General features: G+C 67.1%; 10 protein-coding genes and 1 pseudogene. 6 read left to right on the forward strand and 5 right to left on the reverse strand.

Translation table 11 applies throughout. The features are described 5' to 3' along the window. The first annotated feature begins 48 nt into the window (after nt 1-48). Together adhP and BLS66_RS10805 are read left to right on the forward strand one after the other, a co-directional pair. Nucleotides 49-1,077, forward strand: coding sequence for an alcohol dehydrogenase AdhP (adhP, locus tag BLS66_RS10800; protein ID WP_049468447.1), 1,029 nt, complete (start codon nt 49-51; stop codon nt 1,075-1,077). A 204-nt stretch (nt 1,078-1,281) separates the two neighbouring features. Further along, entirely contained in the window at nt 1,282-1,674 is a 393-nt protein-coding gene (locus BLS66_RS10805; RefSeq protein WP_049468446.1) for a hypothetical protein, read from the forward strand. A gap of 58 nt (nt 1,675-1,732) precedes the next feature. On the opposite strand, the gene ligD is transcribed toward BLS66_RS10805, so the two are convergent. From ligD to BLS66_RS10820, 3 genes are all read right to left on the reverse strand, one after another. After that, a complete protein-coding gene (gene ligD / locus BLS66_RS10810) occupies nt 1,733-4,216 on the reverse strand; it encodes a DNA ligase D (protein WP_074725848.1) in 2,484 nt (827 codons plus the stop codon). Nucleotides 4,217-4,219: 3 nt separating this feature from the next. Continuing rightward, a complete protein-coding gene (gene ku / locus BLS66_RS10815; RefSeq protein WP_074725849.1) occupies nt 4,220-5,140 on the reverse strand; it encodes a non-homologous end joining protein Ku in 921 nt (306 codons plus the stop codon). A gap of 164 nt (nt 5,141-5,304) precedes the next feature. Next, nucleotides 5,305-5,703, reverse strand: a complete 399-nt coding sequence (locus BLS66_RS10820; protein ID WP_049468440.1) for a hypothetical protein — start codon at nt 5,701-5,703, stop codon at nt 5,305-5,307. A gap of 145 nt (nt 5,704-5,848) precedes the next feature. Here BLS66_RS10820 and BLS66_RS10825 point away from each other — a divergent pair, with 145 nt between their 5' ends. Then, nucleotides 5,849-6,193: a hypothetical protein gene (locus BLS66_RS10825; protein ID WP_049468438.1), complete on the forward strand. Its 345-nt coding sequence runs from the start codon at nt 5,849-5,851 to the stop codon at nt 6,191-6,193. Between the two features lie 194 nt (nt 6,194-6,387). On the opposite strand, the gene BLS66_RS10830 is transcribed toward BLS66_RS10825, so the two are convergent. Continuing rightward, complete coding sequence (locus tag BLS66_RS10830) at nt 6,388-8,478, reverse strand: TonB-dependent receptor family protein (protein WP_074725850.1); 2,091 nt, start codon at nt 8,476-8,478, stop codon at nt 6,388-6,390. Between the two features lie 171 nt (nt 8,479-8,649). Between BLS66_RS10830 and BLS66_RS10835 the strand changes: the two genes are divergently transcribed. The 3 genes from BLS66_RS10835 (at nt 8,650) to BLS66_RS10845 (ending at nt 11,951) form a co-directional block, all read left to right on the forward strand. Further along, a complete protein-coding gene (locus BLS66_RS10835; RefSeq protein ID WP_053507021.1) occupies nt 8,650-9,852 on the forward strand; it encodes an amino acid aminotransferase in 1,203 nt (400 codons plus the stop codon). 266 nt (nt 9,853-10,118) lie between these two features. After that, the gene (locus tag BLS66_RS10840; protein WP_049438869.1) at nt 10,119-11,135 is read left to right on the forward strand and encodes a class 1 fructose-bisphosphatase; all 1,017 of its coding nucleotides are present in this window, start codon (nt 10,119-10,121) and stop codon (nt 11,133-11,135) included. A gap of 108 nt (nt 11,136-11,243) precedes the next feature. Further along, on the forward strand, nt 11,244-11,951 hold the full coding sequence (locus BLS66_RS10845) for a 2OG-Fe(II) oxygenase (protein ID WP_053506189.1): 708 nt from the start codon (nt 11,244-11,246) through the stop codon (nt 11,949-11,951). A gap of 55 nt (nt 11,952-12,006) precedes the next feature. Here BLS66_RS10845 and BLS66_RS10850 read toward each other — a convergent pair. After that, nucleotides 12,007-12,861: pseudogene (locus BLS66_RS10850) on the reverse strand (PA0069 family radical SAM protein); the annotation flags it as partial. Nucleotides 12,862-13,289 lie beyond the last annotated feature (428 nt).

A 13,289-nucleotide genomic window follows, 5' to 3' on the forward strand; every position in this document is an offset into this window, starting at 1 on the left:
CTCGCGCCGGCGTCATTCTGTGGGCAAGCGCACTACGGAGACCCGAACATGAATTCGACCATGAAGGCCGCTGTCGTGCGTGAGTTCGGCAAGCCACTGGTGATCGAGGAAGTCCTGGTACCGCGCCCGGGGGCGGGCGAGGTGCTGGTCAGGATCGAGGCCTGTGGCGTCTGCCACACCGACCTGCACGCCGCCGAGGGCGACTGGCCGGTGAAACCGAACCCGCCGTTCATCCCCGGTCACGAGGGCGTGGGGCACGTCGTGGCCGTGGGTGGCGGGGTCGGGCACGTCAAGGAAGGCGACAGGGTCGGCATCCCCTGGTTGTACTCGGCGTGTGGCCATTGCGAACACTGCCTGGGTGGCTGGGAAACGCTGTGCGAGACGCAGCGCAACACCGGCTACTCGGTCAACGGCGGCTTCGCCGAGTACGCACTGGCCGATGCCAACTATGTCGGCCTGCTTCCGAAGGAAGTGGGCTTTGTCGAGATCGCGCCGGTGCTGTGCGCCGGCGTGACCGTCTACAAGGGCCTGAAGGTCACCGACACCAAGCCCGGTGACTGGGTGGCGATCTCCGGCATCGGCGGCCTGGGCCACATGGCGGTGCAGTACGCCCGCGCGATGGGCCTGAACGTCGCCGCCGTGGACGTGGACGACAGCAAGCTGGCGCTGGCGCGGCAGCTGGGCGCGCAGGTCACCGTCAACGCGCGCAGCACCGATCCGGCTGCGTTCCTGAAGAAGGAGATCGGCGGTGCACATGGCGCCCTGGTCACGGCGGTATCGCCCAAGGCGTTCGAGCAGGCGCTGGGCATGGTCCGCCGTGGCGGCACCGTGTCGCTCAATGGCCTGCCACCCGGCAACTTCCCGCTGGACATCTTCGGCATGGTGCTCAATGGCATCACCGTGCGCGGCTCGATCGTCGGCACCCGCCTGGACCTGCAGGAATCGCTGCAGTTCGCCGCCGAAGGCAAGGTCGCGGCCACGGTCAGCACCGACCGCCTGGAGAACATCAACGACGTGTTCGCACGCATGCATGCCGGCACCATCGAAGGCCGCGTCGTACTGGACTTCGCTGCCTGACCCTCCGTGCATGGCCGCCGTCGCTCCGTCCCCCTCTCCCACGGACGCGGCGGCCATGCCGATTCATCGGTAGTGCCGGCCGCTGGCCGGCAAACCCAAGGCGGTTCGGTAGTGCTGGCCGCTGGCCCGCAAACCCAGGCGGTTCGGTAGTGCCGGCCACTGGCCGGCAACGCGGGCACTCTGTGGCAGCCGTACAATGCGCGCATGCCCGCCATGCTCAAGATCCTGTTCCTGTCCATCGTTGCCCTGATCGGTGGCGTGCTGTCGCTTGCACTGGTCAGCAGCGTCGCCGGCTGGCTGCCGCCACTGCTGGGCATGGCGCCTGGCGACAACAGCGTGCAGCTGGGCTGGGATCTCGCCTTCAGCGTGCTCGGCGGCATCGCGGGTATCGCCTTTGCCACCTACTACGCGCCCTGCTGGCCGCGTTCGCACGGATTCTCGATCTGGTCGCTGATCGCGCTGGGCTGCGGCTACGCGATGTGGACCACGGGCGCGGATTTCCCGTTCTGGTTCGTCATTGCGCTGCTGGCATCGCTGCCGTTGCAGCTGCTGGTGGGCTGGTGGTTCGGCCGCCGCCCCTCGCGCGACCCGCGCTGAGCGCCTGCAGGGAGTGCCGGCCGCTGGCCGGCAACCTCCCATCCTGCAGCGGCCGGCACTACCGTTTCAGCGACGGTAGCGTCTGCTTCACCTGCGCGGTGCCCTGCCATGGGTCACTGTCCAGCCGTTTGGCGCGGGCCAGCGCCTTTTCCATCGGGAACGCATCGGCCGCCCTGACCCGGGCCAGCTCTTCCCAGCGCAGCGGCACCGCTACGCCGGCACTGTCGCGCGCGCGCAGCGACCAGGAGCACACGCTGGTGGCGCCGCGCGTGTTGCGCAGCCAGTCGATGAAGATGACGCCACCACGCTTTGCCTTGCTCATGGTCGCCACGTAACGGTCCGGCGCCCGCTCCGCCATCGCCCGCGCAAACGCCTCGCAGAACGCCTTGGCCTGTTCCCAGTCGCCCTTGGGCTGAAGCGGCACCACCACATGCACGCCCTTGCCACCGGACAGGCGTACGAAACTCTCCAGGCCGACCTCCTGCAGGTGATCACGGACATCGCGCGCGGCGGCTTTCACCTGTGCCCAGCTCACCCCTTCGCCGGGGTCGAGGTCGAACACCAGGCGATCGGGATGCTCGGGATCGGCCACGGTCGCGCCCCACGGATGCAGCTCCAGGGTATTCATCTGCACCAGTTGCAGCAGGCCCCGCGCATCGTCGATGTAGACATAGTCCTCGCGGCCGCTTTTCTGCTGCAGGGGCACCGCATGCACGGCGTCGCCCAGCCCGGGGCCATGGTGTTTCTGGAAGAAGCAGGCCTTGCCGACGCCATCCGGGCAGCGCAGCAGTGATAGCGGCCGGCCGGCGATTTCAGGAAGGATCCAGCGTGCCATGCGCCGGTAGTAGTCGGCCACGTCACCCTTGCGCAGCTTCTGCCTGGGATACACGACCCGCTCGGGATGCGTGATCTGGACCCCGGACCCCGCGTCGGCCTCTGCTGCGTCCACGCCCAGGTCCTCCTTCTGCTTGTCGCTGCGCAGCCGCTTGAAGCTGGCCTGGCGCAGCAGGCCTTCCTTGCCCCAGCCACGGAAGGCCACCTCGGCCACCGCCACCGGTTTGACCCAGCGCACGCTCGCCGCGCGGAACGGGACGTGTGCCGGCAGCTGCAGCACCGGCGCCGTCACTGCCAATGGCTGCAAGGCCTGGGCCAGCGCGCGAAGGCTCTCATCGTCGAAACCGGTGCCTACCCGTCCCACGTAACGCAGCCCTCCCTTGTCCGGCGCCGCCAGCAGGAGCGAGCCGAATCCTACCCGTGAACCCTTGGGTGCAGTGTGGCCGACAATCACGAACTCCTCGGTGTCCTCGTGCTTCACCTTCACCCAGCTGCGTGCACGGGTGTTCACGTACGGGGCATCCACCTGTTTGCTGACGATGCCTTCGAAACCGGCCTTGCCGCTGGCGTCGAACACCTGCGGTCCATGGTCGATCACGTGTTCGCTGAACGCCAGGATGCCCGGCGCGGGCCCGATGAGATCCTTCAGCAGCGCCTTGCGTTCCAGCAACGGTGCACGACTGATGTCCGTGCCGGCCACGCCGGGCAGGTCGAACACGATATAGCGCAGTGGCTGCTTCGAACTGCCGTCGATCACCCGCTGCAGCGCGGCGAAGTCGCTGCGCCCCTGCTTGTCCAGCACCACCAGCTCGCCGTCCAGGCGCGCATCATCCACCGGCAGAGCCTGCACCGCCTGCGCCACTTCGGGGAAGTCGGCCGTCCAGTCCAGGCCGTTGCGCGAACGGAGCTTCACCTGTCCTTCGTGCAGGTCGGCCAGCAGCCGATAGCCATCCCACTTGATCTCATGCAGCCAGCGTTCGCCGTCCGGGGCACTGTCGCGGTGATCGGTCAGCTGTGGCTTGAAGTCGCGGGGATAGGCCGTGTCGCGCGCGCCTTCCAGCCCCAGCGCGCGGGTACGCCAGCGCGCTGAGGCCCTGCGGCTGCGGGCGCGCGCGGCCGGAGCAGCGCGAACCGCTTTCGTCGCAGCACGCTTCTTCGACGGTCGGGCTTTCGACGCGGGCACCTCCAGCAGGTCGTCCGCGTCCGCATCGCGTGCTGCATCGTCATTGCGCTTGATCAGCAGCCATTGCACCTGGCGCCCCTTCATCGCCGTGCGCACCAGCTTCCAGGCGCCTGCCAGGCGCTGGCCATGCAGCACGAAGTCGATCTTCCCTGCGGCGAGTGCCTCAAGCGGATCCCCTTCGCAGGCCCAGGTGCCCTGATCGAATACTTCGACATGGCCCGCGCCGTAGTGGCCTTCGGGGATATCGCCCTCGAACGTGGCGTAGGACAGCGGATGGTCTTCCACTTGCACCGCCAGCCGCTTCTCGCCGGCCCGAAGTGAGGGGCCCTTCGGTATCGCCCAGCTCTTCAGCACGCCCTCCATTTCCAGGCGGAAGTCGTAGTGGCGCGAACTGGCGTGATGCAGCTGGATGACAAAGGTCGGCCGGCGCTTTGGATCGCCGTGCGCGGGGACGTCGTCAGGCTCCGGCGTCTGCCCGGCGCCACCGCCGAGCCGGCGCTTGCGCCGGTACTGGTGCAGCGACATGGCTCAGCCTGCCTTGCGCCGGGGTGCGGACTTCTTTGCAGCTTTCTTCGTTGTCTTCTTTGCGGCCTTCTTTACCGTCGGCTTTGCGGCTGCCTTGCGCGCCGCGGCCTTCTTTGCCGGCGTCCGCTTGTTCGCATCCAGGCTCTTCTGCAGCAGTGCCATGAAATCGACCACGTTGGTGCTGGCGTCCTCACGCGGTGCAGGTTCATCCTCCACCCGCGTGGTGCCGCCCTTGGACTTGATGCGCTTGTTCAGCACCTGCTGCAGGCGCTCGCGGAACTCGTCGTGGTACTGCGACGGGTCCCAATCACCGGACATCGACTCGATCAACTGCTCGGCCATCGCCGTTTCCTTGCTGCTGATGCGGTAGTCGGCGAGCTTTCCGGTGGGCAGCTTGTAATCCTCGGGATCCACCAGTTCCTGCGGATAGCGCAGGATCATCAGCACCAGCGCGTCGGCATGCGGCATCACCGCGCACAGGTATTCGCGGGTACGCACCACCACCCGGGCAATGCCCACCTTGCCGGTGCTGCGCAGTGTTTCGCGCAGCAGCACGTAGCCCTTCTCGGCCTTCTTGCCGGGAACCAGCAGATAGGGCTTCTCGTAGTAGCGCGGGTCGATCTGCGCCGCGTCCACGAACGATTCCACTTCGACCGCCTCATGGCTCTCCGGTGCCGCAGAGCGGATGTCGCCTTCCTCCAGCACGACATAGCTGCCCTTGTCGTACTCGTAGGCTTTGACGATGTCCTTCCAGGGCACTTCCTCGCCGGTGTCGGCGTTGACGCGCTCGAAGCGGATCGGTTTGCGGTCGCGTGAATCCAGCATGCGGAACTGCAGATCGACCCGGCGTTCGCCGGACATCAGCGACACGGGCACGTTGAGCAGGCCAAACGACAGCGTGCCGGTCCAGATCGGGCGGGCCATGGACGCACCTTTGCTAGGGCAGGGTGCCCAGCGTGGCCCGACGGGCGTAAACCACCCGTGTCCGTGCCGTGCACGTGGGTTCTACACACATGCGGTAGTCCCGATTGCTGGCCGGCAGAGCTCGCGGCCTGAAGTTTCCTGGGGTTGCCGGCCAGCGGCCGGCACTACTGCAGCAACGGCCTCACCGCCGCAGCGGGGATGTGGTCGAGCGCGCGCCAGGCATCCTCCACCACCGGACGCGCCTGCGACCAGCCCAGCCGCGACTGGCCGCGCATCTGTTCCCAGTGCTCGGCCAGTTCCTCGCAGGTATCGGCGGCATCACCGCGCGGCCAGTCGGCCGCATGGGTGGTCAGCGCGAACGCATAGACCGGGCACAGGTCACGCCAGTTGCGATGGCCCTGGCCGCGGCGCTCCTCATAGTCGCTGAGCATGTACTGCAGGTAGTCCTGCGCCACCGCCTGCGGGTCTTCATGCCGGCGCGTGCGGCGTTGCGCGGTGCGCTGGCCGAGCGGATCGAGCAGGGCGTTGAACACGGACGGCGCGGGTCGTTCAAGACGGGGCATGGCCGGCTCCTGCAACGGGGGCGGGTGGGCAGGAATACGCGCGGTAGCGTTACCGGGGGGTGAGCGAGATGTTCATGACGCCAGGTTCGCAGCCGCTTTACCTGCGGCGCGGTGTAGTGGAGGCCCCAGCGCAGGTAGCCAGACCATGAGCCGAGAGACCTCCCGAGACCCGTTGCGGGAAAATCACCCGCCCATTCCCGGCGAGCAGCGCGGCAAGCGCGACGCCGACAACGCGGACTACCGTGGCACCGGCGCACCGTTCTTCGATGCCGAGCACGGGAACGACCATCTGCCGGTGAAGCACGAGGCTGAACAGGCGGCCCAGGACCGCAAGGATGGCGGCGACCGCCATCGTGGCGGCCAGGAAAGCCCGCTCAAGCGCCGCGAACGCAAGCAGCGCGCCAGCGACAACCAGGACGAAGCGCTGGAGGAGACCTTCCCGGCCAGCGACCCGACATCGCCGTTCGTGCCAGCCAAGGCACCGGACTGACCGGCAACCGCCAGGCGTCCCGCCGTCCAAAGCCCCCAGATTTGCGGGGTAGTGCCGGCCGCTGGCCGGCAACCTCCAGACGTCCTGCGCAGCGCGCTGCCGTCCAGGTCCCGCCGGAATTTGCGGGTAGTGCCGGCCGCTGGCCGGCAACCTCCCCAGACGTCCTGCGCAGCGCGCTGCCGTCCAAAGCCCCTTCAGCGCCACGACCATTGCAGGCCGACGTTGGCGTGCCGTCCCGGGCCGGGTTCGTAGAAGCGCCCGTTGCCGTCGTTGACGATCACCGAGCCGATGTAGGCCTGGTCCAGCACGTTCTCCAGCCGGGCGAAGGTGCGCAGCTCGCCACCCGGCAGGCGCCAGCGGTGGCCGGCTTCCAGATTCAGCAGTGCGTAACCCGGTGCACGTTCGGTGGCCACGTCGTTGACCACGGTGTCGCTGCTGGCCGACGCCTCCAGCGCCCACTGCCATGGACCGGGGGTCCATTGCAGCCGCGCGAAGCCCTGCTGGCGCGGAACGCCAGGCAGGCGGCTGCCGGCGGCGACCACGCTGTTGGAGGTCAGATACGGCGATCGCACCTGGGCCTGCAGCCAGGTCCAGGCCAGCTGCAGTTCCAGCTGCTCGCCCAACGGCTGGCGATACTGCAGCTCCGCGCCCTGGCGGCGGGTGCGGCCGATGTTCCGATACGTGCTACGCCCTGCGCTACTGCTCGCAACTGCCAGCTCGTTGTCGGTATCTGCGCGGAACACGCTGACATCAAGCTGGGTGCCCTGCTGAGTACGCCACTTGCTGCCGACCTCAACGTTGCGGCTGCGCGCTGCTGCCAGATCCAGCGCCAGCCCCGCCTGACCATCTGCGCGATAGCCCAGCTCATTGAAGGTGGGGGTCTCGAAGCCACGGCCGGTGGCCACGTGTAGCCGCCATTGCGGGCTGGCCTCGAAGCTGACGCCGGCGACCGGCGTGGTGGCCGAGTAGCGACGGTGGCCGCTGTCGTCCGGGTTGCGATCGGTGATGTAGCGATCGTCCGATTCGAAGCGCACGCTGCTGTGGCGTACGCCCGCCAGCAGCGACCAGCGCGGGCTCCATTGCCACCATGCCTGGGCGAACTGGTCCACGTTCTGCACGGTATCGATCTGGTCACGGCGCAGGCGCCCGCGCACCCCCAGGGCGCTGCCCACGAAGTTCTCGTAGCCGGTGCGGTGCTGGCGCTGGCGGTCGGCGCTGAGCCCGGCCACCAGGTCCAGCGGCCGGCCGGCAAGATCACCGTGCCAGCCCCAGCGCGCGTCCAGCCCGCCATAACCGCCCTCCAGGTCGATCACCCCACCGGCATGCAACGGGTTGGCCTGTGCGGTGGGCGGAATCGGCAGGTACTGGGTCACCGCGCGCTGCCCGGCATAGCCCATGACCTGCCAGCGCTGCGCCCCGGTTTCGCGGCTCCAGCGCAGGCCAGCCTGCTGCTGGCGCACTGATTTGCGCGTGTTGTACTGGTGTGCCACGGCGGTGGCCTGGCGCGGATCCGCCGCGACCTGGGCACGACTCAGCCCCAGCGGGTCCTGCGCGTCCGGGGCATCCAGTGCATTGAGCAGCAGCTCCAGCCGGCCTCCGCCCAGCTCCCCGCCGATGCGCGCATTGAGCGATTCACGGCGCGCACGGCTGTGGTCGCGCCAGCCATCGGTACGGAAGTGGTTGGCGGCAATGTTGTAGTCCAGCGCACGGCCTGCGCCCTTCAGTTGCGCGCCGATGCTGAGCGTATTGTCGGCACCGGCGTTGAGCCGCAGCCGCCACGGGTCCCCGGCCTGGCCCTGTGCACTCCAGACCTGCAGCACGCCCCCGGAGGAATTGCCGTATAGCGCCGAGAACGGTCCGCGCAGCACCTCGATGCGCTCGGCACCCAGCAGGCTGGCGTGCGACAGCTGGCCCTGGCCGTCCGGCATGGTCGCCGGCACGCCGTCGATCAGTACCCGCACCCCGCGCACCCCGAACGTCGAGCGCGCGCCAAAGCCACGGATCGACAGCTGGGTGTCCTGGGCGAAGTTCTGCCGGTCGCGCGCGACCAGCCCCGGCACGCCGGCCAGCGCCTCGGACAGCTGCACGCCGGTGCCGGCACGGCTGGCGTCGATCCATACCGTGTCCTGGCTGGCCGGCAGCGCGAACGGGTCGATGCCCGGCACCCTCGCAGCCTGCACCTGCACGCTGGGCAGGGTGGTCGGCGCGGGCGCGGCCACCACCGCCCAGGGCGGCAGCAGCAGGACGGACAACGGCAGGCAACGGCGGCGTGCGGCAGCATTCATGATTCAGGTTGGTGGATCCGGTGGCAACGCACGCCATGGTACGGGGCCGTGGATGACGATGGCGGCGGCCAGCCCCGGCAGGCTTTGTTACGATGGGCTGTTTCCGGCCGAACGGCCGCAAGCCGCGTAGCGCACTTCCTCCCCCTTTCCGTCTACCGAACGAGTACCGCCGTGTCCTTCTTTGCAAACGTGGAACTGGTCCCAGGCGACCCGATCCTGGGCCTGACCGAGGCGTACAACGCCGACAGCCGCCCGACCAAGGTCAACCTGGGTGTGGGCATCTACTACGACGAGAGCGGCCGCATTCCGCTGCTGCGCGCCGTCAAGCAGATCGAGCAGCAGCTTGCCGCCGAAGCCAAACCGCGCGGCTACCTGCCGATCGATGGCCTGCCGGCCTATACGCAGGCTACGCGTGAGCTGGTGTTCGGCAAGGACTCGCCGCTGCTGGCCGCCGGCCGCGTCACCACCGCACAGACCGTCGGTGGCAGCGGTGCGCTGCGCGTCGGCGCCGACGTGCTGAAGAAGCTGCTGCCGCACGCCACCGTTGCACTGAGCAACCCGAGCTGGGAAAACCACCGCGCCGTGTTCAGCGCCGCCGGTTTCGAGGTGCTGGATTACACCTATTTCGACCCGACCACCCATGGGGTTGATTTCGACGGCATGCTGGCCGACCTCGGCAAGCTGGAAGCCGGCACCGTGGTGCTGCTGCACGCCTGCTGCCACAATCCCACCGGGGCCGACCTCACGGTCAGCCAGTGGACGCAGGTCGCCCAGCTGCTGAAGGACAAGCAGCTGTTCCCCTTCATCGACATGGCCTACCAGGGCTTCGACAAGGGCATCGAGCAGGACGGCGCAGCCGTGCGCATCATCGCCGAAGCCGGCATCGACAGCTTCATCGTCGCCAACTCGTACTCCAAGTCGTTCTCGCTGTATGGCGAGCGCGTGGGTGCGCTGTCGATGGTGGCGCCGACCGCCGCTGACGCCAAGGCGGTGCAGTCGCAGGTCAAGCGCGTGATCCGCACCATCTACTCCAGCCCGTCCACCCACGGTGCTGCGCTGGTGGCCGGCGTGCTGACCCACCCGGAACTGCGCGCGATGTGGGAGCAGGAACTGACCGAGATGCGCGAGCGCATCCACGCACTGCGCCAGGGCCTGGTCGAGAAGCTGGCCGCCGCCGGCGCGCCGCAGTTCGGTTTCATCAACGAGCAGGCCGGCATGTTCTCCTACTCCGGCCTGAGCCGCGAGCAGGTCGAGCGCCTGCGCGACGAGTTCGGCATCTACGCCGTCGGCACCGGCCGCATCTGCGTGGCCGCGCTGAACCAGAACAACCTGGAATACGTCGCCAAGGCCGTGGCCACCGTCGCCAAGGGCTGAAACAACGCTCCAGTGGTTTGAAGACAAAGGCGCCGAAAGGCGCCTTTGTTTTTTGAGCCCTGGTCTCTGTAGAGCCGAGCCTACGCTCGGCTTGTGCGGCATGAAGGACGAAGCGCAGCCGAGCGCGGGCTCGGCTCTACAGAAGCAGGGCGCCCCGCTTCTGCGGCGCAACGCATCTGGAAACGATTACGCCTTCCCGCGCTCACGCACGCTCCCGCCAGACGGGCGACAATAGGCGTTTTCCCGCTGCCGAGACCTGCCCGCCCATGTCCCGTACTTCGTTGACCCGCTTCCTGATCCAGGAACAGCACGCCGGCCGCATCAATGCCGACCTGCGCCAGCTGATCGCCGTGGTCGCCCGCGCCTGCACCAGCATCTCCATCGCCGTCAGCAAGGGCGCCCTCGGTGGCGTGCTCGGCGACGCCGGCACCGGCAACGTGCAGGGCGAAGCGCAGAAGAAGCTGGACGTCATCAGCAACGAGATCCTGCTGGAGGCCAACGCATGGGGTGGCCATCTCGCCGCGTGTGCCTCGGAGGAAATGGACCACAGCCAGCCGGTGCCGGACATCTACCCGCGCGGCGATTTCCTGCTGCTGTTCGATCCCCTCGACGGCAGCTCCAACATCGACGTCAATGTCTCCGTCGGCACCATCTTCTCCGTGCTGCGTTGCCCGACCAACGTCGAACTGCCGGGCGATGACGCGTTCCTGCAGCCGGGCAGCAAGCAGATCGCCGCCGGCTACTGCATCTACGGGCCCAGCACCCAGCTGGTGCTGACCGTCGGCCACGGCACCCATGCCTTCACCCTGGACCGCGAGAAGGGCGAGTTCGTGCTGACCACCGAGAACATGCAGATTCCGGCGGCCACCCAGGAGTTCGCCATCAACATGTCCAACCAGCGTCACTGGGAAGCGCCGATGCAGGCCTACGTCAGCGACCTGCTGGCAGGCAAGGAAGGCGCGCGCGGCAAGAACTTCAACATGCGCTGGATCGCAAGCATGGTGGCCGACGTACACCGCATCCTGACCCGCGGCGGCATCTTCATCTACCCGTGGGACAAGAAGGATCCGTCCAAGGCCGGCAAGCTGCGCCTGATGTACGAAGCCAACCCGATGGGCCTGCTGGTCGAACAGGCCGGCGGCGCCGCCTCGACGGGCCGTGAGCGCATCCTCGACATCCAGCCTGATCAGCTGCACCAGCGCGTGCCGGTGTTCCTCGGTTCGCGCGAAGAAGTGGCCGAAGCAGTGCGTTACCACCACGCGCACGACGAAGCGAAGGGCTGACGGCTCGACGCCTGACGGCGGTCATGGCAGTTCGATGACATGACCGCAGGGTGACACCGCGGGCGGCAAACGGCACCATCAAGCCGTTGCCGCCGAAGGAATGCACGCATGCACGAGCAGGGCCCGGTCGATTTCATCGAAGTCATCCACAACGCCGTCCCCAGTGAGGTCTGCGCGGCCATCGTCGAGCGCATGCGTGCCACGCGTGGCCTGCTGCCCGGTGCCGTGGGCAGTGGCGTGTTCCCCGAACTCAAGCACAGCAAGGATCTGCGCATCAGTGGCCTGGACGGCTGGCAGGACGTCGACCAGCAGCTGCAGATCGCCGTGTTCAACGGCCTGCTGACTTATCTACGCCGTTATCCACAGGCCTTGATCGCGCCGCTGATGTTGCAGATCCAGGACAGCAACGGCCAACCGCGACGCCTGTCTGCCGAGGACTTCCCCGACATGCCGCCGCAGCAGCTGGCCGACCTGGCCCGCACCTGCCTGCGCCCGGGCGCGATCAACCTGCAGTGGTATGCGGCAGGCGAGGGCGGCTACCCGTACTGGCACTGCGAGCTGTACCCGAAGGATGCGCAGGCCGAGACCCTGCACCGGCACGTGCTGTGGACGCTCTACCTCAACGACGACTTCGACGAAGGCGAAACCGAGTTCCTGTTCCAGGGCCGCAAGATCGCGCCACGCACCGGCAGCCTGCTGATCGCCCCGACGGCGTTCACCCACACGCATCGCGGGAATCGGCCACAGGGTGGTGACAAGTTCATCGCCACCAGCTGGATCCTGTTCCAGAGTGCGCAGAAGTTGTTTGGGGCGTGACGCCGAGCTGCTCGTCGGCCTCAATGTAGAGTCGAGCCATGCTCGACTGATGGCCTCAGAACAACGACCCCTGCGGCGAATCCTTCTTCGGCGGCAGCGGCTTCTGGAACCGGCTGCAATCCAGCTTCGGCCAATGGCTGTTCTGCGCATTGAACCCAAGGCGCTTGTGCGCCAGCTTGAAGCGGTTGCTCAACAGATCGGCATACACGCCCTGGCCCCGCATGCGCGTGCCGAACTGGCTGTCGTAGTCCCTGCCGCCGCGTAGCTGCTGGATGGTGCTCATCACATGCGCAGCGCGATCAGGATGGTGCGTATCGAGCCAGTCGCGGAACAGCGGTGCCACTTCCAGCGGCAGGCGCAGCAGCACGTAGCCGGCGGTGCTCGCACCTGCGTCGTGTGCGGCCTCCAGCACGGCTTCCAGTTCGCTGTCGTTGATCCAGGGAATCACCGGCGCCACCATCACACCGACCGGAATGCCGGCTTCATGCAGCCGCTTCATCGCACGCAGCCGTGCGTGCGGTGCCGATGCGCGCGGTTCCAGCTTCGCGGAGAGATGCGGGTCCAGCGAGGTCACCGAGAAGTGCACGCTGACCAGGTTTTCCGCCGCCAGCGGCGCAAGCAGATCGATATCGCGCTCGACCAGTGCGTTCTTGGTGATCAGCGAGAACGGATGCCTGGTCTCCAGCATCACTTCAATCAGCTGGCGGGTCAGCTTGAACTTGCGTTCGATCGGCTGGTACGCATCGGTGTTGATGCCCAGTGCGATCGGTTGCGGCACGTAACCGGGTTTTGATAGTTCCTTGCGCAGCAGCTGCGGCGCATTGGTCTTGGCGAACAGCTTGGTCTCGAAGTCCAGGCCCGGCGACAGGTTCAGATAGGCGTGCGAGGGACGCGCGAAACAGTAGGAACAGCAACATTATATGTGTTCGCGGGAATCTGCTCACTGCGTCGCCGGCTATGATGGAGTCATACCCTAAGTCTGGAGGACCAAGAGGAAGACTTAGCCCCCTAGCCCAAGGCAATAGAGGGCAGGTTGGCGCGTAACTCGTGGCCGCCAATGCTACCCGTACTGATTCCTGCAGGGTTTATCTGAGGATTCAACAGTGCTCCGGGACTGAGGGAGGGGGAGGCTACCCTCGGCGGTCGAGGAGAAGCAGCCACCTCATAGATTCCTGGGGTTGGCGCCGCCTTAATGGAGCTTCTTACAGCACGGGTGCAAGTCTAAGTTTGAAACGATCTAACTTGCGTCCGCCTTCAACAAGACATCGACGCCATTCTGACCAGCTATGAGCATTACCGCAGGTACTCCATGCGCACCAAGTCTTACGCAAAGATGCG

This window comes from Stenotrophomonas pavanii, assembly GCF_900101175.1.
GTDB classification, from domain to species: Bacteria; Pseudomonadota; Gammaproteobacteria; order Xanthomonadales; family Xanthomonadaceae; genus Stenotrophomonas; species Stenotrophomonas pavanii.